Consider the following 19,809-nt stretch of genomic DNA (forward strand, 5'->3'; position numbering starts at 1 on the left):
GGAAGCGGTCGGCGGGACCTCGCGGTCCCGCCGACCTGGTGGGTCAGATAATGGAGTCAGTCGAGGCCGGCGGCGATGGCGCTGACGAGTTGGCCGTTGCTGGTGTCGCCGGAGAGCTCCCAGGCGAAGGCGCCGCCGAGGCCCTGGCTGTTGGCCCAGGCCGTCTTCGTCGCGATCGTGGCCGGGGTGTCGTAGCTCCACCATTCGCCGTTGCAGTAGGCGTAAGCGGTGCCGGCGACGGTTCCCGTTGCGGGGCATTCGTTCACGAGGACCTTGTAGTCCTCGATGCCGGCTTCGTAGGTGCCCGGGGCCGGGCCGGTAGCCGTGCCTCCCGGCGTCGACTGCGTGACGCCGGTCCAGCCTCTGCCGTAGTAGCCGAAGCCGAGCAGCAGCTTCTCGGAGGGGATGCCGAGCGATTTGAGCTTGGCGATGGCGGTGGCGCCGTCGAAGCCCGCGATCGGCTGGCCGCTGTAGCTGTTGAGCGGCGCGTTCGGTGCGGTGGGGCCGTCCTTGTCCCAGGCGCCGAAGTAGTCGTAGGTCATGACCATGTAGAAGTCGACGTACTGCGCGGCCTTGCCGTAGCCGCCGAGGTCGATCTTGCCGCCCGCGGTGCCGTCGCCGGTGATCGCAGAGGTGACCAGTTCGTTCCCGAACTTGGTCCGCAAGGCGCTCATGAGGTTCGGGTACGCGTTCGTGCCGCTGGTGTCGCAGGTCAGGCCGCAGGAGTTCGGGTACTCCCAGTCGATGTCGATGCCGTCGAACACGCCGTTCCAGCGCGGGTCGTGCAGCAGGTTGTAGCAGGACTCGGCGAACGCCGCCGGGTTCTGCGCGGCCTGGCCGAACCCGCCGGAGTACGTCCAGCCGCCGAAGGACCAGAGGATCTGCAGGTCCGGGTACATCTGCTTGAGCTTCTTGAGCTGGTTGAAGTTGCCGCGGAGGGGCTGGTCCCAGGTGTCGGCCTTGCCGTCGACCGACTGGTCGGCCGTGTAGGCCTTGTCGATCGCCGCGTACGAGTCGTCCATCGTGCACTGGCCGTTCTTGACGTTGCCGAACGCGTACACGATGTGGGTGAGGTCCTCGGCCGAGCCGGAGGAGACGATGTTCTTGACGTGGTAGTTGCGTCCGTACACGCCCCACTCGGTGAAGTAGGCCGCGTTGATCTTGCCGCCGCCGCCGGGGTTGCCGGTGGGGGTCTCGGTGGGTTCGCCGGTGGGGGTCTGGGTCTGGGTGGGGTTCGTGTCGCCGCCGCAGGGGCCCTTGGACTCCCAGACGCCCCATTCGCCGGTGGTGCCGGGGGTCTCGTTGGTCGTCCACCACTTGGCGCGGTACTCGGTGCCGTTGTGGCTGGCGGTGTCGCCGCCGACGTAGACCTTCGAAGCGGACCAGGCGGGCGAGCAGGCGATCGCGGCGGAGGCCGAGAAGGGGTTGGCGACGATGTAGATCGCGCCGGCGGTCATCACGGCCAGGGCCGCGGTGAGCGCTGCGATCATCCGTCTTGTTTTCAGTCGCCTCAATGTTCCTCCCAAAAGTAAAGAGACTTAACTGATAGGTATCTTTATTTTTACGGGAACGCGGATTGAAGTCAAGGATTTACATCGAAAAATTTCAATGGCCCGGTAGGTCTGAAATGGGAGCGTTCTATTGCCACGCAGAGCGACGACCGCCTCAACACTTTCGCGTTGCGCGGCCCCGCTACAGTGGTCTGCGAAGGCAGGCAGGGCCAGAGGGGCGGGACCTTCGCGGCGGCACTCGCGAGTCGAGAGCGGACGCGGCGGCACCGCCCCTCACTCGTCCCATTCTCGTCCCATTGCGGAACGAAGTACCGATGACGTTGGGCGGCTTGGCCTCAGAGCCAGCCGTTGCGCCGGAAGCCGCGGTACAGCAGCACGCAGACCACGACCATCAGCACCAGCGAGAGCGGGTACCCGACCGCCCAGTGGAGCTCGGGCATGTCATCGAAGTTCATCCCGTAGATCCCCGCGATGATGGTGGGCGCGATGGCGATCGCCGCCCACGCCGAGATCTTCTTCGTGTCCTCGTTCTGCCAGGTGCCGATCTGTCCCTGGTGGGCGGTGAGCACGGTCGTCAGCAGGCTCATGCACGTCTCGATCGCGGCGTCCACGCGGATGAGGTGCGCGGCGACCGCGCCGAAGCCCTGGTGCTGCAGGACGCCCGCACCGCCGTGCCGCTGCTTGAGCGAGCGCGCGAAGGGCACGAGCGGACTCACCGCGTTCTGGAACTCCAGCGTCTCGCGGATGAGGAAGTAGATCTCCTGGTTGCGGTCCACGCGCTCACCGGAGAAGATCGCGCGCTCGAGATCGCTCACGTCGTCGGCGAGGTCCTCGACCGCGCCGTCGTACTGCTCCACGATCGCGTCGAAGAGTGCGTGGACGACGCCGGAGAGGCCCTGGGCACGGAAGTCGGGATCGGCGGCGAGGCGGTGGCGAACGGCCGGAACGGGATCGACCACGCCGCGGCGCACGGTGACCAGCGAGCGGCCGTCGGTGTAGCAGGCGAGGTCCCCGGTCTCGACCTGCCGGGTCGCCTCGATGTACCAGACGGTCTTGACGAGGACGAACACGGCGCCGTCGACGGTCTCGACCTTCGGGCGGCGGTGGGTCGTGTGCGCGGGGTCGGTGCTGAAGCGGTCGAGGCCGAGGGCGTCGAGTGCGGTCGCGAGGAGTTCGGGGGTCGGCGCGTCGAGCTCGACCCAGACGAACGCGCCCTCGGCGGCTGCGACCGCCCGGAGATCGTCGCCGGTGCCGCGCCGGTCCTCGGCCCCACCGGGACCGATCACCGTGTAGTCGATCATCCGCACCTCCGAATTTCGGCTTTCGGCGCGAGCCCGTCCCGCATCCGCACACCGCCCCTCGCTCAGGACTCGTACACGATCCGGTGCGCCGCATCATGTGCGCGACGGGTGAGCTTGCGGTAGTGGTTGAGGAACCGCTCAGTGTCCTCGCCGAAACCGAGGGTCTGCGCCAGCGCCGCCAGCTCGGGGCCCGACCGCGGCAGGTCGTCGCGCGGGACGCCGCGAGCGAGCGTCATGTCGTTGCGCACCCGCGACACGAACTCCCAGCCCTCGCGCAGCGCCGCCAGGTCGTCGCGGCTCAGATACCCGGCCGCCGCCGCGGCCTCCAGCGCCGGCACCGTGCGCGTCGTGTGCAGGGTGACGTCGTCGCCGTGCTCGAGCTGCAGCAGCTGCGCGGTCCACTCGATGTCGACCAGTCCACCGCGACCGAGTTTGGTGTGGCCGTTCGGGTCCGCGCCGCGCGGCAGCCGCTCGGAGTCGACGCGGGCCTTCACGCGCCGGAACTCGATCCGCTCGGCCTCGGTGAGTCCGCCGGGCCGGTACCGCACGCCGTCAGCGAACGCGGTCCACGCCTCGCACAGCTCCGGGTCGCCCGCCACGGGCCGCGCGCGCAGCAGCGCCTGGCGCTCCCACAGCCGCGCCCGGTCGGTGTAATACCGCTGGTAGGCGGCGAAACTGGGCGCGATCGAGCCGCCTTTGCCCTCAGGCCGCAGGTCGAGGTCGAGCTGCAGTGGAGGGTCGGCGGTCGGGGCCGCGAGGAGCGTGCGCACCGATTCGACGATCTTGGTGGCGGCCTTGCGCCCGGCGTCGCCGTCGCCGGTGTGGACGAACACGACGTCGGCGTCGGAGCCGAAGCCGGTCTCGCGTCCTCCCAAGCGGCCCATGCCGATCACACTGATGGGCGGCGCGTCGGGAACGCCGCGGGAGGCGATGTGGAGGGCCGCGTCGAGCACGGCGTCGGTGAGGTCGGAGAGCGCGAGGCCCACGGCCTGGTCGTCGAGGAGTCCGAGGAGGTCGGCGGCGGCGATGCGGATGAGTTCGCGGCGGCGGATCGCGCGCACCGCGCCGATCGCGGCGGCGGGCTCGGCGTGCCGGGCGGCGGCCTGGCTCATGCCCATCGTGAGCTCGGCGCGCGAGCGCGGTGTGAGGTCGGCGTTGTCCGAGAGGTACCGGAGCGATTGCGGCACGTGGAGCAGCAGACTTGTGAAGTAGCGGGAGGTGCCGAGGAGCCGGGCGAGGCGCACCGCCGCCGGGCCGCCGTCGCGCAGGAGCCGCAGGTACCAAGGGGTGGAGCCGAGCTTGTCGGAGACCTGCCGGTACGCGAGGAGCCCGCGGTCGGGCTCGGGCGAGTCGGCGAGCTCGTGGAGCACCACGGGCAGGAGGGCCTTCTGCACTGTGGCCGTGCGGGAGACGCCGGCGGTGAGCTTCTTGATGTGCGTGAGCGCGCTCGCGGGGTCGTTGAAGCCGAGCACGGCCAGGCGCGAAGCGGCCTCGGACTCGGTCATGCGCAGCTCGAGCGTGGGCACGCGCGTCACGGCGTCGAGCAGCGGCTTGTAGAGGAGCTTCTCGTGCAGGCGCCGCGCGGTGGTCGCGTGGCCGCGCCAAGCGGTGTGGAAGGCCTCGTCGGTCTTGTAGCCGAGGGTGCGGGCGAGGTGGTGGAGGGGTTCGCCGCCTTCGGGGACGCGGTGGGTGCGCAGCAGGCGCTGGAGCTGCAGCCGGTGCTCGACGGTGCGCAGGAAGACGTACGTGTCGGCGAGTTCGTCGCCGTCGCGGCGCGACAGGAAGCCCGCGGCCACAAGGACTTCCAAGGCCTCCAATGTGGAGCGCACGCGGAGGGTCGCGTCGCCGCGGCCGTGCACGAGCTGGAGCAGCTGCACCGCGAACTCGATGTCGCGCAGCCCGCCGGGGCCGAGTTTGATCTCATAGCGCCGTTCGGCGCGCGGCACGGACTCGGCGACCTTGCGGCGCATGTCGCGGATGTCGGCCACGACGCCGGGCCGGTCGGCCGCACCCCAGATGAACGGCTGCACCGCGGCGAGCCAGTCGAGCCCGAGCTGCAGGTCCCCCGCCGCGGGCCGGGCCTTCAAGAGCGCCTGGAACTCCCAGGTGCGGGCCCAGTCCTTGAGGTACGCGAGGTACGCGTCTATCGAGCGCACGAGCGCGCCGTGGCGGCCCTCGGGCCGCAGCCCGGCGTCGACGGGCCAGGTCGCGGGCCCCACGATCTGGATCATGCGGGCGGCCTGGCGGGTGGCGAGGTCGAGGTCGCCGTCGGCGACGAACACGACGTCCACATCGGAGACGTAGTTGAGTTCTTCAGCGCCGGTCTTGCCCATGGCGATGACCGCGAGCCGGGTCTCGCCGGGCAGGTCCTCGCGGGCGAGTTCCAGGCCCCGGGCCAGGACCGCGTCGGCCAAGCGGGACAAGGCGGCCGAGGTGGCGCGCAGGTCCCACTGGCCAGTGAGGTCGCGTGCGGCGATCCGCAGCAGGTTCGCCTTCCACGCGGCGTTGAGCTCGAACGGGCCCGCGTCCCGCAGGCGGGCGAGCCCGGTGTCCTCGTCCTCGGTGAGCGCGGACTCGGTCTCGGGGTGGGCGCGCATGAAGTCGCCCAGCGCGTTGCTCGCCTCGACGACGGCGAGGCGGGCCGCATCGGCCCCGGTGCTCTTCTCCGGCTCAGGCATCGAGGACCGGCAGCGCCTTCCGCCCGCCCGCGGCGACGCGCGCGAAGCGCTGCAGGATGGGCTTCCAGGTGGCGACGATGTGCTCGTCCACGTCGGCGGCCTTGGCGAGCGCGGCGTCGTCGAAGGCGCCGAACCCGGCGAGCTGCTCGGGCGTGAACTCGAAGTGGGACTGGATGCCCCAGGCGGTCTCGCGGATGCGGAAGACCTCAAGGGCCCCTTGCGGGGAGGCCGCGAGGAGCGTCGCCTCGGGCGGGAGTTCGACGAGTTCCTGGCGGCGCCAGCGGATCACGTCGAGGGTCATCGGCGAGGGGCCGAAGATGAGGTCGCGTCCGGCGGCGTCGCGCTTGGCGAGCATCCGCGGCCCGAACGGCTCGTCCCGGTCTTCGACCGTGCCGCCGAAGGCGGCGGCGAGCATCCGCGCGGAGGAGCAGATGGCCAGCAGCGGCGTGGTGTCGGCGACGGCGGTCTCCAGGAGCCCGGTGAGGTCGTCGGCCCAGTCCTTGCCGCGCCCGCCCCCGAGGGCGATGAGGGCGTCGTGCCCTCCGGCGGAGTTCGGTACGGCCTCACCGAGGTGGGGCCGTACCGTGTCGAACTCCATGCCTGCTTCGGCGAGCCAGGAGGCGGCCCGTCCGAGGCCTTGCGCGGGGTCGTTCTCGATGACGAGTGCGGTTCTGCCGAGTGCGGTGGTCACTCCCCCATGCTAATCGGTCACAGGTTGATGTACCGCTTGCGCTCGAACGCCGTCACCTGGGTGCGGTAGTCCTCCCACTCCTGGCGCTTGTTCTTCAGGAAGTAGTCGAACACGTGCTCGCCCAGGACCTCGGCGACGAGGTCGGAGGACTCCATCTTGTCGAGGGCCTCGGAGAGGTTGCCCGGGAGCGGCTGGTAGCCGGCGGCGATGCGCTCGGCGCTGGTGAGCGCGGAGACGTCGTCCTCGGTGCCCGGGGGCAGCTCGTAGCCCTCTTCGATGCCCTTCAGGCCGGCGCCGAGGAGCACGGCGTAGGCGAGGTACGGGTTGGTCGCGGAGTCGAGCGAGCGGATCTCGACGCGGGCCGAGTTCGGCTTGCCGTAGGCCGGGACGCGCACGAGCGCGGAGCGGTTGGCCTTCCCCCAGGAGACGTACGAGGGCGCCTCGGAGATCTGGCCCGGCTGCGGGCTGGTGAACAGCCGCTTGTACGAGTTGACCCACTGGTTGGTGATCGCGGTGAACTCGGGCGCGTGGCGCAGGAGCCCGGCGATGAAGGCCTTGGCGGTCTTGGAGAGCCGCTGCTCGTCGCCCGGGTCGTGGAAGGCGTTGTCCTCGCCTTCGAAGAGCGAGAGGTGGCTGTGCATGCCGGAGCCGGGCTGCGTGTTGTACGGCTTGGGCATGAAGGAGGCGGTCACGCCGGAGGTCAGCGCGACCTCCTTGATGGTGTGCCGGAACGTCATGATGTTGTCGGCGGTGGTGAGCGCGTCGGCGTAGCGCAGGTCGATCTCCTGCTGGCCGGGGGCGACCTCGTGGTGGGAGAACTCGACGGAGATGCCGATGCGCTCGAGGGCGAGGATCGCCTGGCGGCGGAAGTCGCGGGCCACCGAGTGCGTGGTGTGGTCGAAGTAGCCGCCGTCGTCTACGGGCTCGGGCTTGTCGCCGGTCTCCGGGAAGATGTCCTTGAACAGGAAGAACTCGATCTCGGGGTGCACGTAGAACGTGAACCCGCGGTCAGCGGCCTTGGAGAGCGCGCGGCGCAGCACGTGGCGCGGGTCGGCCCAGGACGGTGCGCCTTCGGGGGTGAGGATGTCGCAGAACATGCGGGCGGACTCGCCGATGCCGCGGCCCTCGAACGGGAAGACCTGGAACGTGGTCGGGTCGGGCATGGCGACCATGTCCGACTCGTAGACGCGAGCGAAGCCCTCGATGGCGGAGCCGTCGAAGCCGATGCCCTCGTCGAAGGCGGATTCGAGCTCGGCGGGGGCGACGCTCACCGATTTGAGCGTGCCGAGGACGTCCGTGAACCACAGCCGCACGAAGCGGATGTCGCGTTCTTCGAGCGTGCGAAGCACGAACTCCTTCTGGCGTTCCATGGTGTGTCCTCCTAGGTCCTGGGGCCGCAATTGTCTCACCTGTTTATGTCATCGACGTTAACCGGCCTTGGCGTGCTTGCGAGGCCGAACTGAATGTGGTAGATGGCGCCCGAACGTGAGCCTGGGTACATTAGGGGGCATGTTCGCAGGCGAGATCAAAGAGTTGTGGCGCTACCCCGTGAAGGGTCTGCGGGGCGAATCGCTCCGGTCGGCCGTGGTCGACTTCGACGGGCTCGCGGGCGACCGCACGCTCGGGCTGTTCGAGCCTGGATCGGACAAGGCCGTGTGGGGCGGCAGCCACCCGAAGATGATGGGCTGGGAGGCCGCCTGGCCGGCGCAGTGCGGCTGCGCCGACGCGGTGTCGGGCGAGCCGGTGCTGTACGAGCCGGGCGGGGCGGCCTGGGGCGCGGAGGAGTCCGGGCTGCCGGCGCGGCTGGCCGAGACGATCGACGCCGAGAAGGGCGTCGAGCTGCGGAAGGTCGAGGGCGCTGCCGGGCGCATCCTGGTGATCTTCGAGGCCAGCGTGCGCAGGCTGAGCGAGCAGCTGGGCCGCGAGGTCGAGGCCGCACGGTTCAGGCCGAACGTGGTCGTGGACGCGGACCTGGAGCCGTACGCCGAGTACGGGATCGAGCCGGGGACCGCGATCCGCTTGGGCGGCCACGAGTTCACGCTGCAGAAGCCGTGCGAGCGGTGCGTGCTCCCGAGCTGGGACCCCCACGGCGCCAACGTGCGCGACAAGGAGCTGCACAAGTTCATCATCAGCGAGCTCGACAACCACTTCGGGATCTACCTGCGCGTCGGCGACCCGGTGACGGTCAAGGTCGGCGACGCGGTCGCCGCCTGAAAGCACCCCCGGAACAGTAGGACGCCCTGAGCCGGGGATCGGTCGGCTCAGGGCGCATTCCCAGCATAAAGCGTGGGTGCGACAACCTGGGTTCACGCGGTTCGTTCAGTGACCCAGCGGTGGATGAAGGGGTACAGCTCCTCAAGGGACGCCGCGGACACCGTGGCCCGCGGCCAGGGGCGCCCGTAGTGGTCGATGTACGCGGTCGCGCAGCCGCGGTCGGCGGCGGGGGCGAGGTCGTTGCGGGGGATGTCGCCGATGCTCAGCAGCGCTTCGGCCGGGCGCTCCTCGAGCAGCTCGTCGATGATCGAGTCCATGCTCTCGGGCTTGCCCGCGTCCCCGATCACGTGGTCGAACAGGCCGTCCAGGCCCAGGCGTTCGAGCGCGGGCTCGAGGCTCGAGGCGGGCGCGTTGGTCGCCAGCGCCACTTCGATGCCGCGCGGCAGGCTCCAGATGAACTCCGGGAAGCCCTTGGGGGCCCAGATGTCGAACTCGCCGGCGGCCATGCGCTTGCGGGTCTCGGCGTACGCCTCGGCGCGGATCAGGTCGTCGACGCCGTACTCGCCTGCGAGGCGGCGCACCGCGTTGTCGGCGTCGTAGGCGTCGAAAGTGGAGGCGGTGGTGGGCTTGCCGGCGCAGAATGCCGCGTGCGCGGCCAGGAAGGCGCGCTCGTCGGCGGCGTCGAGGTTGGAGGCGACGAGACGGGCGTAATGGGTCGCGTGCTCGTAGCCGAGCCGCACGGTGCCGTCGTAGTCGAACAGCAGGATGGCGTCGTTCACGTACTGAGACGCTACGCGAAAGGTCGCCTCGCCCGAAGGGCAAGGCGACCAGACTCACGACTTATTCGAAGCTGTGGGCCTTCGTGGGGAACTCGCCGGCCCGCACCTCGTCGGCGAAGGCCTTGGCGGCGTTCTGGAGGACGTCGGCGACCACCGCGTAGCGCTTGACGAACCGCTGCGGGCGGCCGCGGCGGAGCCCGGCCATGTCCTGCCAGACAAGGACCTGCGCGTCCGTGTCCGGCCCGGCGCCGATGCCGACCGTGGGGATGGGCAGCTGCTTTGTGATCTCGGCGGCGACTGCGGCGGTGACCATCTCGAGGACCACGGCGAACGCGCCGGCTTCGGCCACGGCGTGCGCGTCGGCTTCGACTTCCGCGGCTTGGGCGTCCCGGCCCTGGACGCGGTAGCCGCCGACGGCGTGCTCGCTCTGCGGGGTGAACCCGATGTGGCCCATGACGGGGATGCCCGCGTTGGTGAGGGCCCGGATCTGCTCGGCCATGCGGCGGCCGCCTTCGAGTTTGACCGCGTGGGCGCCGGCCTTCATGAACCGCACGGCGGTCTCGAGGGCCTGGGTCGGTCCGGCCTCGTAGGAGCCGAACGGGAGGTCGGCGATGACGAGGGTCCGCTGGGTCGAGCGGGCGACGGCCGCGACCAGCGGTACGAGCTCGTCAACGGATACCTGGAGGGTCGTCTCGTAGCCGTAGACGTTGTTGGCGGCCGAGTCGCCGACGAGCAGGGCCGGGATGCCGGCCTCGTCGAAGAGGGCGGCCGTGTACTGGTCGTAGGAGGTGAGCATCGCCCACTTCTCACCGCGCTCTTTGGCTTCGATGAGGTGGCGGGTGCGGACGCGCTTGACGTTCTTGCCCGGCCCGTAGAGGCTCGGGATCTCGTCGGCGCTGCCGTTGCTGAGGGAAGTGTTCGAGGTTGACGTCATCGTCGTTGCTCCAGAATCTCCTCGTGGCCGGCCGCGCCGGTCCCCGGGCATTACCGATCCAAACTAACGCTCATCGATGTCCTTGTCATCCGGCGAAGCGCTTGCTGTGACAAATCACCCGGGCCGCGGGGCCCGGGTGATCTGCGCACCAGGGCTTTCCTCAGATGGGCTTCCCTCGGAAGTGGTTGGTGATAGGCAGGCGCCGGTCCCGGCCGAAGGACTTGACGGTGATCTTGGTGCCGGGCGCGGACTGGCGGCGCTTGTACTCGGCGCGGTCCACGAGGCCGGCGATGCGCTCGACGACGTCGGCCGGGTAGCCCTGCTCGACGAGGTCCTCGCGGCCGGCGTCGCCGTCGACGTAGCCGACGAGGATGCCGTCGAGGACCGCGTACTCGGGCAGGGAGTCGGAGTCGAGCTGGTCGGGGCGCAGCTCGGCGCTCGGCGGCTTCATGATGATGTTCTCGGGGATCGGCTCGGTCTCGCCGAGGCTGCGGGCCTTCTCGTTGCGCCAGTTCGCGAGCTCGTAGACGAGGGTCTTGAGCACGTCCTTGATCGGCGCGAAGCCGCCGCAGGAGTCGCCGTACAGGGTCGAGTAGCCCACCGCGTACTCGCTCTTGTTGCCGGCCGCGAGCACGAGGTGCCCGTGCTGGTTCGACAGGGACATCCAGATGACGCCGCGCACGCGGGCCTGGAGGTTCTCCAAAGCGAGCCCCGAGACGGCGATCTCGGCGAGGTAGGCGTCCACGATCGGCTGGATCGGTTCGACGGTGTGGTGGAGGCCGCAGCGCTCGGCGAGGTCGGCGGCGTCGTCGAGCGAGTGCTGCGTGGAGTACTGGCTGGGGTTGGCGACGGTGTAGACGCGGTCGCCGCCGATCGCGTCCCGGGCCAGGACGGCGGTGACCGCCGAGTCGATGCCGCCGGAGAGGCCGAGCAGCACTGACGGGAAGCCGTTCTTCTCGACGTAGTCGTGGAGGCCCAGGCGCAGGGCCTCCCAGACCTCCTCGTGGCGGCTCAGCTCGGGCGCGAACGACGGCTCGATGCGCGTCTCCACGGCCGCGGGCTCCTCGGAGAGGACGTGGAGCGACGCGCTCATCAGCGACGCGGAGTGGTTCGCGATGTCGCGGCCCTCGGCGGCGGCGCACTCGACGTCGGTGACGAGCAGTTCCGAGGTGAAGCGGCGGGCGCTGGACAGGATCGAGCCGTCTGCGGCGACGACCGTCGATCCGCCGTCGAAGACCAGGTCGTCCTGGCCTCCCACGGTGTTGAGGTACGCGATCGGTGCGCCGACCTCGGCCGCCCGGCCGCGCACGACCGCGAGGCGCCGCTCGTGCTTGCCCTGCTCGTACGGCGAGGCGTTGATGTTCACCACGAGTCCGGCGCCGGCCTCCGCGGCGACCGCGAACGGCACGCCGCCCCACACGTCCTCGCAGACGGTGAACGCCACATCCACCCCTCCGATGCGCGCGAGGTGCAGTTCGTGGCCCGCGACGAACCAACGGTCCTCGTCGAAGACCCCGTAGTTAGGGAGGTGGTGCTTGTAGTAGCGGAACAGGACCTTGCCGTCCTGAAGCAGCGCCAGGGCGTTGCGGATGCCGTGACCTGTGGCGGAACCGATGGGTCCGTCCGCGTCCAGATATCCGACGGCGACGGGCAGCGATCCGTTCCCGTCCGCGGCGAGTTCTTCGGCGAGTCGGAGCAGGCGCTCGCGGCTGGCTTCCACGAAGGAGTGGCGCAGCGCGAGGTCCTCGACCGGGTAGCCGGTGAGGGACTGCTCGCCGGTGGCGAGCAGGTGCGCCCCGGCGGCCGTGGCTGCGGAGGCGGCACGGCGGACGAGGTCGGCATTGTGGTCGAGGTCGCCCACGATGGGGTTGTCCTGGGCGAGTGCGATTCGGAGCGTCGGCATGGGCCTATTCTTCCGCGTCCGCGCGCCCGCCGTCACCGGAGTTCCGGGAAGTGGTCCGGATCAGAGCGAACGCCACAGCAGTACGGCCGAGAGCACCAGGCCGTAGACCACGATCGCGATCCGCAGCGGCCGCTCGGGGATCTTCTGGAACACGCGCGCGCCGATGTACCCGCCGATGAACGTGGCGGGCACGAGCACGCCGATCGCCCACCAGGCCACATCGGCCCAGATGCCGTACATGACGCTGGTGACGACGCCGACGAGCATCGTGCAGAAGTTCTTCAGCGCGCCCACGCGGGCGAGCTTCTCGGAGACGCCCATCGCGATCACGGCGATGAGGATCAGCCCCAGCGCGGCGTTGAAGTAGGAGCCGTAGAGGCATCCGGCGAACACGCCGATGTGGAGGACCACCGGGTGGAGGTCGCGGCCGCCGTTGAGCTTGGTCACCTTCCGGTTGACCCACGGGCCGACCGCCATGAGCAGGGTCGCCGCGAGCACCAGGTACGGCACGATCGCTTCGAACACCGAGTGCGGCGTGTTCAGCAGGAGCAGCGCGCCGCAGACCGACGCGACGAGCGCGGTGGGGATCAGGAGCAGCGCCCGGCGGTGCTGGCCGCGGAGGTTCTCGCGCGAGCCCACCGCGGCGGCCGCGTAGGCGGGCGCGACGGCGATGCCGTTCGTGGCGTTCGCCTGGAGCGGCGGCACCCCCACGGCCATCAGGGTCGGGTACGTGATGAGCGAGCCGCCCCCGGCCACGGCGTTGAGGCCGCCGCCGACGAGTCCGGCGAGCAGCAGAGCGGAGACCTGGAGCAGATTCATGGCTCCGGCAGCGTACGCTTGAACGCTGGAACGAGTCGGCCAGGCGGTCGCGGCGGATGCGGGAGACCACATCCGGCGAGGAACGTCCGGGCTCCACAGGGCAGGGTGGTTGCTAACGGCAACCCGGGGCGACCCGCGGGACAGTGCCACAGAAAGCAGACCGCCGGCTTCGGCCGGTAAGGGTGAAACGGTGGTGTAAGAGACCACCAGCGCCGCCGGTGACGGCGGCGGCTCGGTAAACCCCACCCGGAGCAAGGTCAAAAGGAGCCGCGAGGCTCTGCGTGAAGGTTCGAGGGCGGCCCGCCCGAGCTCGCGAGAGCGCCTTCACGGGTAGACCGCTCGAGCGCGCCGGCGACGGCGCGCCTAGATGGATGGCCGCTCAATGACAGAACCCGGCGTATCGGTCGGCTCGTTCCCCAGCATCAAAAGCAAGAAGGGTGTTCACCTGCGAATACACAGGCGAACACCCTCCATGTTGGATTAAATGCCGTTCTCCGGGGCGCGCTCGGGGCGCGGGGCGCTCCAGGCTTCATCAAGCAGATGCCGGGCCCGGTCGCGGCTGTTCGGCATCAAGTGCCCGTACACCCGGAGCGTGAAGCCGGGATCTTTGTGACCGAGGAATTCGGCGAGGGCCCGGATGTTGCCGCCGTTCTCCAGGATCGTGCTCGCGTAGTAGTGCCGGAGCGCATGTGTCCCGGTGCTCTGCTCGGGCCCGAACGCCGTCGTCCCGATTCCCTTGCGCCAAGCGCCCGGCTCATACATGAACGTGCTGCGGTGGATGGCGGCCTTCCGGATGTTCGTGAACACGAGGTTGAACGTCACCTCCTCCCCGTCGAGTTCTCCCCACGGAAGCGTCACCGGCTCCGGCGGGAACTGCTCCAGGTGCGCCCGGAGCGCTTCGGCGACGAATCGCGGCAGCGGGACCACCCGCGTCGAGTCCCGCTTCGGCGGGGCGAAGAGCCGTTTCGAGCTGAGCAGCTTCACCTGGCGCCGGAGGTGGATCTCCTCTGCGTCGAAGTCGATGTCCTCAACCGCGAGGCCGAAGATCTCGCCGATGCGAAAGCCGCAGCCCGCACCGACGGGCACCATGGCCTGATAGCGCGGGGCGAGCTTCGACTGCACCGAATCGAGCTGCGCCCGGTTCCACGGGACCACGAGCCGGTTCGCCGCCCGCGGCTTCTTCAGGCTCTTCGCCTGGCACGGATTCGAGCGGATCAGCTTGTCATCGACCGCCGCGTCGAACATCGAATTTACGTAGACGAAGAGCACCGCCTTGGTGGATTCCTCGAGCGCGAGGCTAGCGAGCCAGGTGCGAATCGTGCTGGTCAGGCACGCCTCGAGCGGGCGCCCGGTGAAGTAGGGAATGAAGTGCTTTCCCAGTTGCCGGCTGACCTGCTCTTTCGTCGCCGAGTCGCCGCCGAGGCCCTTGAGCCATTCCTTGGTGAAGGCGCCCGTGTCGGTCTTCCCGGCATCCGGGTCGATGTAGGTGTTCTCCCGAAGATCCTGCTTGATCCGGTCGAGCTTGTTGTCGGCGTCGCCCTTCTTCTCGAAGGATTCAGAACACCACTTCCCACTCGGATCAGTCCAGCGGGCGCGCCATCGGTGGCCCTTCCCGTGGCGATCGGTCTTCACGCGTTCCCGCTTACCGTCGACTACGACGACCTTCATCCACCGATCTTCGACATAGGCACGCACTAGGCCACCTCCCCGCCGCAGTCCTCAAACCACTTCACGACGTGACGCGGGTGGTAGCGGAGGTGCTTGCCCATCCTTGCGGCCTTGGGACCGGTCTTGCGCTTGCGCCAGGTCCGCAGCGTCTCGACGGGGATGTTCAGGAACTCCGCGACCTGCTCGATCGTCCACATCGGTTCCATTACCGCGTCTCCTGGTTTCTGTTGTGGCGGTTGAGTTTTCGATCAAGTAGGGATTCAGCGATGGCTTGGGCGTACTCGCGTTCGGCGTCGGTGTCGTGGCCGAAGCCGACCGCTTCCCAGTCGTTGACGATCAGCACGTCGTCCTCGGCGACCTCGAGCGCGGCGAGGGTTTCGGCGAGGCGGTAGCGAGCGCGGATGTTCCGCAGCTCCCCGAGCGTGGTCGACCAGGCGCGGGATTTGGTGAGGAAGTGGCCGCGGAAGCCGAGCATGTGCGCCCAGCGGCGCAGGTTGAGATCGGCATAGGCTTCGAGGCCGCCGAGCTCCCAGGCGGTGCGCATCATGGCCTTGTGGTGCGCCGAGACCGTGAGGTGGTCGATGTCCTCTTCGCTGCGGATCTTCCGGTCGGGCCCGTCGTGGGCGCCGGTTGACTTGGTGGCGTACTTGGCGATGTAGGAGGCCAGCCGCGAGGACTTGATGTCGGCCTCCTCCCCCACTTCCCCGGTGCCGGCCGCGGCGGCGGTGATGTCACGCAGGTCGAGCTGCGAGCCGAACCGCAGTTCCAGCACCTCACCGTCACGGCGCGGCACCTCCAGCACGACCGATGCAACGGCGGCGCGGATCGCGTCAGCGAGGCGTTCCTTTGTGGCCCAAGCGGGTGCGCGGGTGGCGGCACCCTCGGGACCGTCGAGCCGGATCGCGGCGTGGAAATGGACGAGGCCGCGTCGCTGGTATTCAGCGACCTTGGCGTAGGAGAGCCGGGCGGCGTCTTTGAACTCCGCGACCTTCAGGCCCGCCGCGTGGGCGAGCTGGCGGCGCAGGGCGATCGTGAACCGGTGCCACAGCTTCCCCGCGTGCGCCTGCCACAGCACTGCGGCCTCATAGTCGTAAGCGCCGAGGTCAATGGCCTGCCCGAGGCGCGTGTCAGCCTCCTTGTGCCACTCTCCGCAGGAGCACGGCCGGGTGAGACGGCCACCGGCGCCGACGATGCGGGAGTGGACTGGCCCGAACGAGGGCGGGGTGAGTGTCGCGAAGTAGCGGGGCCGGTCGGCGACCTCAGGTGTGATGCCTTTTGAGGCGTCGCCGTCGAGCCCGGCGCGGATGAGGTGAAACGCGTCCTCGGCGTACCACTGCGCGCAGGCCGGGCAGAGCGCTTCGCGGCGGGTCCCGCACGGCACCCAAACCGAACCCACGGTGTCTTTGAGGATCGCGCCGGTGGTCTTGTGGGTGATGGTCGAGGAGCCGCGCAGCTTGACGGGTGCGGCGCAGCCGTGGACGGACTTGACTTTGGTCTTCCAGAGGCGAAAGCCCGGTCGGGTGACGAGGGCGCGGAGCCCGGCGTCGGGATCGGTAGGCTTCATGGTGAGATTCCTGCTTTCTTCTAGCGGAGAGCACAAAGCCCGGACCAGCTGCGAACTGGTCCGGGCTTTCGCGTACTCAGGATCGGATTCGTTTGGCGTCCTAGGCGGTGCCGGTCTGGCGGTACTGGGTGACGCGAGCCTCGATGGGGGCGATCGCGCCGGAGTATTCGAGGTGGGCGCGGATGAGTTCGGCGGCGAGCGTGCCGTGGATGGTTCCGGTCGGGGAGATCGGGAGGATGATCGTGATCGGGTTGACGACCGGGAAGTCGGCGATGGTGGCGGTGTCGCCGCCGTTGTAGGTGATGGTGGCGTACTCGCCTTCGGCGATCGTGGCTTCGGCCTCGGGGCTGTCGGTGCTCAGGAAGCGGTAGTCGTCGGCTTCGAAGTCGTCGCGGATCGCTTCGCGCAGGTCGGCGAGACCGGTGTAGATCACGGGGTAGTACATGGTGGATGCCTTTCGTTGCGTTGGTTGGGAAATGGGCCGGGTGGGAGCGGGTCAGTGGTGCTCCCGCCCGGCGGTTCGGTCTACGCTGGGGCGTTGGCGGCGGCGTAGTACTTGGCGGCCTGCTCGGCCATGGCGGCGGGCAGGTTGATGACGGCTTGCACGTCGGCGGCGGTGATGGCGCGGCCGGCGTCGGCGAGTGCAGCGGCCCGGGTCTCGAGCTGTTGGAGCATCGGCGCCGGGAGCTTCGGCGGCCGGACCGTGGCCGGCGGCGTCGGTGAAGTCGAGGCGGCGACGGGCGGCAGGCCCGGTGAGGGTGGTGCCGGGGACCGGTCGAAGTCGGTTTCGAAGTCCGCGACCGTGACTGGCGAGGAGACCGGAGCCGGGGTCGGCTTGGCCGGGACCTCGCGTGCGGCCTGCTGCTCGGCTTCGGCGTTGAGGGCGGCGATCTGGGCAAGGACCTTGGCGCGCGCCTGTGCGAACCGGTCTTGGACGACGGGCATGACCTCGGCGAGGCAGAACACCAGGCCCGGGAAGGCGACGTGCAAGACCTTCTCCACCGTCGTGCCGTCGAGGGAGGAGAGCACGTTCATCGCGAGCGTCGATCCGAGCAGCGCCCACTTGGTGAAGGAGACCCAGTTCGAGTCGATAGCGATGCCGCGCATGAGCATGGCCGCCTCCCACCGCAGCACGGTGATGAGCATTCCGGCGAGAGCCGGTTCGACCGCCCACGCGCCCCACCACATCGGGTCACTGACGTGCAGGCCCTCGGCGATGAAGTCGTGGACACCGACCGTGGTGTAGCCGAGCCCGACCGCCAGGAAGAACCACAGGGACCCCGTGATCGAGGCCCGGAACCGGTCGAGCTCCACGATCTTCAGGTACGGGTCGTCAGCGATCCGGTGGACTTGGCGCGCCTCCCCGACCTTCTTACGGAGCTTCGCGACCTTCTTCGCCTCCTCTTCGCCGCGATCGGGCGACTTCTCTTGTCTTGCAACCATTCTTGTTTCCTCCCTTCAGGATTGATTTCAGGTCAGGCGACGAGGCGCAGGTGCGATCCGCCCTGCTCGTCGTGGCCGTCGCGTTCGGCGAGCACGTGCTTGACGAGGCCTTCGAGATCGGCGTCGGTGGCGTAGGCGGCCCGGACCCGCAGCGGTGTGCGGGTGCGCTCGGCGACTTTGAAGCCGATACCAGCCGTGGCCGGGATGTTGGGGATCTCGTCAGCGAGCGCCCCGCGCATCCGGGCGCCATCGCCCAAGACCATCTCGGGGTGGACAGCGGCAGTGACCCGCAGGCAGATCCGGAGCGTGAACAGGTCGCGGACCGGCACGGTGTCTTTCGTGGGTTCCTGGACCGCGCCCCACATCAGGTGTCCGGTCGCGCGGCCTTGGGAGCCGACGAGGGCCATGCCCTGGCGGTTGCGCATCATGCGCGTGCGGTCGGAGCCGTAGGCTAGGACCGCGCCCAGCTCATCCACGATTAGGATGTTCAGCGGCGTCTCGACCGAGGGCGTGAACTTCCTCAGCCCCTGCTCGTGCAGCTTTGCCTGCGTGGCCTGCTGGTCTTCCAGGAACTCAGAGACGACCAAGGCCGACTCTTCTTCGCCGGAGGCGTAGCGGTGGGCGATCGGGGCGGCGGCGTTCAGCTCGACCTGCTTGGGGTCGCACAGCCACAGCCGGACCGAGCCCTCGGCGATCATCGGCGCGAGGGTGAACAGCGGCGCCCACAGCACCGAGTTCTTCCCCGAACCAGTCGCGCCCGAGACCAGCATGTGCTTATCGGACATGTCCTCGGTCCACTCGCGGCCGAACTCGTCGTACCCGAAGGGGACGGCCGACAGGTCGACCTCTTCGACCGTCGCCGGGATCTCGGGCGCCGGGATCGTGTACGTGAAGGGCTCGCGCCGTTGGATGATCAGGGCGATCTTGCGCGGGGCGAGCTTTTCAACGGTGACTCGCTCGGCGTTGAAGCAGGCGGCCAGGACCTCGGCGGCGTCCATCCAGTGCTTCACCGTCTGGCCCTTGAGGATCCGGATCCAGACCGTCTCGACAGCCGAGGAGTACGACCGCAGCCGCAGAATTCGAGGGACGAGGAGTTCGCCGGTCGAGGGGTGCTCGCGTACCAGGTTTGCCTCACGCATATTCCTTCGCCAGGCCGGGCCGGTGTAGGTGGCCGAGAGCCACCGGCGCCGCAGATTCCGCAGATGCGGCAGCACGAGCTGGTCGAAGGAGTCCGGGTGTGCCCGGCTCCAAGCGATCGCAGCAGCCAGCCCGCTCCCAGCGGCGGCGGCCGTGATCTCCGGGGCGGTGATGCCCACGTATCCCAGTGCCGGCACGCCGGTCGTGACGAGCGGGTGGCGGGCAGCCCAGGCGGCGGCGCGCCACTCCAGACCAGTCTTGCGTTTGGACTTCGAGTGGTTTTCGGACATGACAAGTACCTCCCACCTATCGGCGTGAATCGTTGAGCGGCTTAGTGATTGATGTGCTTCGACGGATGTGACCGCCCCCTCGGACCCCGTGTCCCGAGGGAGGATCAGACCGGCCGAAGCGGGCCTAGAGCAGACCGAACAGGTCCTCCCCGTCCGGAGTGAAGCGGGCCGCTTCATCGAGCAGGACCGCCAGCACCGCCGCCGAGGAGGCGAAGCGCGTGTGCGCGGCGTTAAGGCCCAGCCCCTTGTCAGGGACCTTCTTCATCGCGTCGCGCAGGTTCGACATGGCGATGTCCATGCTCATGTTGATCTCTTCGACCTTGTTCCTGGTCAGCATGCGTTGTCTCCCTTGATGTCTCGGAGCCTTAGAGGCTCCACTCCCAGGTCTTGAGCTTCGATTCGTGGCGGACGATCGCGACCCGCAAGCTCGCGAGGTCGGCGTAGGTGTCAGCGAGGGCCTTCTTCAGGACCTCCTTCTCCACGGCCTGCCAAGCCCCCGAGGAGCCCTCCGGGACATAGTCGGTGACGGCCTTCTCGGCGTCCTCCAGAACGAAACGGACCCCGTCGAGGTTGCCCATGAGGGCTTCGTACTTCTTCGCGGACCGGGCGTTGATCCCGAACCAGTCGATCTTCTCCATCGGCGTTGACCTCCAGATGTGTTGGTGCCCAAGCAGATCACCGGGCGGTGACCACAAACCCCCACCGGCCCGTGTCCCGGGTTGATGGGGGAATGACGCCACCGATCAGCGTCTAGGCGCGGAAGATGAACCGCGCCCACGCCCGGCGGATGAACCAGACGTTCAGCAGGAGCGAACCCAGCAGCGCCAGCATCAGCACTATGAACATCAGTTCCACTCACTCTCACCTCCTCTCGTTT

General features: G+C 69.0%; 18 protein-coding genes and 1 other RNA gene. 2 read left to right on the forward strand and 17 right to left on the reverse strand.

Features of this window, described 5'->3' with window-relative positions:
* Positions 1-56 precede the first annotated feature (56 nt).
* The 5 genes from AB0I03_RS02415 to glnA all read right to left on the reverse strand — a co-directional run bounded on the left by AB0I03_RS02415 (position 57) and on the right by glnA (position 7,551).
* Positions 57-1,490 carry a glycosyl hydrolase family 18 protein gene (locus AB0I03_RS02415; protein WP_360405126.1) on the reverse strand — a complete coding sequence of 478 codons (1,434 nt, stop codon included), beginning with the start codon at positions 1,488-1,490 and terminating at the stop codon, positions 57-59.
* 356 nt (positions 1,491-1,846) lie between these two features.
* The gene (locus tag AB0I03_RS02420; RefSeq protein ID WP_360405129.1) at positions 1,847-2,812 is read right to left on the reverse strand and encodes a CorA family divalent cation transporter; all 966 of its coding nucleotides are present in this window, start codon (positions 2,810-2,812) and stop codon (positions 1,847-1,849) included.
* Between the two features lie 62 nt (positions 2,813-2,874).
* Positions 2,875-5,490 (reverse strand): bifunctional [glutamine synthetase] adenylyltransferase/[glutamine synthetase]-adenylyl-L-tyrosine phosphorylase, encoded by a 2,616-nt coding sequence (locus AB0I03_RS02425; RefSeq protein WP_360405132.1) that lies wholly within the window; start codon positions 5,488-5,490, stop codon positions 2,875-2,877.
* A complete protein-coding gene (locus AB0I03_RS02430; RefSeq protein ID WP_360405135.1) occupies positions 5,483-6,181 on the reverse strand; it encodes a type 1 glutamine amidotransferase in 699 nt (232 codons plus the stop codon). Before AB0I03_RS02430 ends, AB0I03_RS02425 begins: the two co-directional genes overlap by 8 nt.
* Positions 6,182-6,198: 17 nt before the next feature.
* Positions 6,199-7,551 carry a type I glutamate--ammonia ligase gene (gene glnA / locus AB0I03_RS02435; protein ID WP_270117384.1) on the reverse strand — a complete coding sequence of 451 codons (1,353 nt, stop codon included), beginning with the start codon at positions 7,549-7,551 and terminating at the stop codon, positions 6,199-6,201.
* A gap of 139 nt (positions 7,552-7,690) precedes the next feature.
* Here glnA and AB0I03_RS02440 point away from each other — a divergent pair, with 139 nt between their 5' ends.
* Positions 7,691-8,395 (forward strand): MOSC domain-containing protein, encoded by a 705-nt coding sequence (locus AB0I03_RS02440; protein WP_360405138.1) that lies wholly within the window; start codon positions 7,691-7,693, stop codon positions 8,393-8,395.
* Between the two features lie 92 nt (positions 8,396-8,487).
* Here AB0I03_RS02440 and AB0I03_RS02445 read toward each other — a convergent pair whose 3' ends face one another.
* From AB0I03_RS02445 to AB0I03_RS02460, 4 genes are all read right to left on the reverse strand, one after another.
* A complete protein-coding gene (locus tag AB0I03_RS02445) occupies positions 8,488-9,174 on the reverse strand; it encodes an HAD family hydrolase (RefSeq protein ID WP_360405141.1) in 687 nt (228 codons plus the stop codon).
* Between the two features lie 61 nt (positions 9,175-9,235).
* The gene (panB, locus tag AB0I03_RS02450) at positions 9,236-10,108 is read right to left on the reverse strand and encodes a 3-methyl-2-oxobutanoate hydroxymethyltransferase (protein ID WP_360405144.1); all 873 of its coding nucleotides are present in this window, start codon (positions 10,106-10,108) and stop codon (positions 9,236-9,238) included.
* Between the two features lie 160 nt (positions 10,109-10,268).
* On the reverse strand, positions 10,269-12,011 hold the full coding sequence (locus AB0I03_RS02455; RefSeq protein ID WP_360405147.1) for an NAD+ synthase: 1,743 nt from the start codon (positions 12,009-12,011) through the stop codon (positions 10,269-10,271).
* A 60-nt stretch (positions 12,012-12,071) separates the two neighbouring features.
* Positions 12,072-12,830, reverse strand: a complete 759-nt coding sequence (locus AB0I03_RS02460; RefSeq protein WP_360405149.1) for a sulfite exporter TauE/SafE family protein — start codon at positions 12,828-12,830, stop codon at positions 12,072-12,074.
* A 31-nt stretch (positions 12,831-12,861) separates the two neighbouring features.
* Between AB0I03_RS02460 and rnpB the strand changes: the two genes are divergently transcribed.
* Positions 12,862-13,246: RNase P RNA component class A (gene rnpB / locus AB0I03_RS02465), an RNA gene on the forward strand.
* Positions 13,247-13,310: 64 nt separating this feature from the next.
* Here rnpB and AB0I03_RS02470 read toward each other — a convergent pair.
* The 8 genes from AB0I03_RS02470 to AB0I03_RS02505 all read right to left on the reverse strand — a co-directional run bounded on the left by AB0I03_RS02470 (position 13,311) and on the right by AB0I03_RS02505 (position 19,570).
* On the reverse strand, positions 13,311-14,498 hold the full coding sequence (locus tag AB0I03_RS02470; RefSeq protein WP_360405152.1) for a site-specific integrase: 1,188 nt from the start codon (positions 14,496-14,498) through the stop codon (positions 13,311-13,313).
* A 26-nt stretch (positions 14,499-14,524) separates the two neighbouring features.
* A complete protein-coding gene (locus AB0I03_RS02475) occupies positions 14,525-14,704 on the reverse strand; it encodes a helix-turn-helix domain-containing protein (protein WP_360405155.1) in 180 nt (59 codons plus the stop codon).
* A complete protein-coding gene (locus AB0I03_RS02480; RefSeq protein ID WP_360405158.1) occupies positions 14,704-16,062 on the reverse strand; it encodes a replication initiator in 1,359 nt (452 codons plus the stop codon). The genes AB0I03_RS02475 and AB0I03_RS02480 overlap by 1 nt, the downstream gene beginning before the upstream one ends.
* A gap of 100 nt (positions 16,063-16,162) precedes the next feature.
* Complete coding sequence (locus AB0I03_RS02485) at positions 16,163-16,507, reverse strand: hypothetical protein (RefSeq protein WP_360405161.1); 345 nt, start codon at positions 16,505-16,507, stop codon at positions 16,163-16,165.
* Positions 16,508-16,587: 80 nt separating this feature from the next.
* Complete coding sequence (locus AB0I03_RS02490; protein WP_360405164.1) at positions 16,588-17,505, reverse strand: hypothetical protein; 918 nt, start codon at positions 17,503-17,505, stop codon at positions 16,588-16,590.
* A gap of 32 nt (positions 17,506-17,537) precedes the next feature.
* Entirely contained in the window at positions 17,538-18,932 is a 1,395-nt protein-coding gene (locus AB0I03_RS02495; RefSeq protein WP_360405167.1) for an FtsK/SpoIIIE domain-containing protein, read from the reverse strand.
* Between the two features lie 124 nt (positions 18,933-19,056).
* Complete coding sequence (locus AB0I03_RS02500; RefSeq protein ID WP_360405170.1) at positions 19,057-19,269, reverse strand: hypothetical protein; 213 nt, start codon at positions 19,267-19,269, stop codon at positions 19,057-19,059.
* Between the two features lie 28 nt (positions 19,270-19,297).
* Positions 19,298-19,570, reverse strand: coding sequence for a hypothetical protein (locus AB0I03_RS02505; RefSeq protein ID WP_360405173.1), 273 nt, complete (start codon positions 19,568-19,570; stop codon positions 19,298-19,300).
* Positions 19,571-19,809 lie beyond the last annotated feature (239 nt).

The organism is Glycomyces sp. NPDC021274 (assembly GCF_040641195.1).
In the GTDB taxonomy this organism is placed as follows: Bacteria; Actinomycetota; Actinomycetes; order Mycobacteriales; family Micromonosporaceae; genus Glycomyces.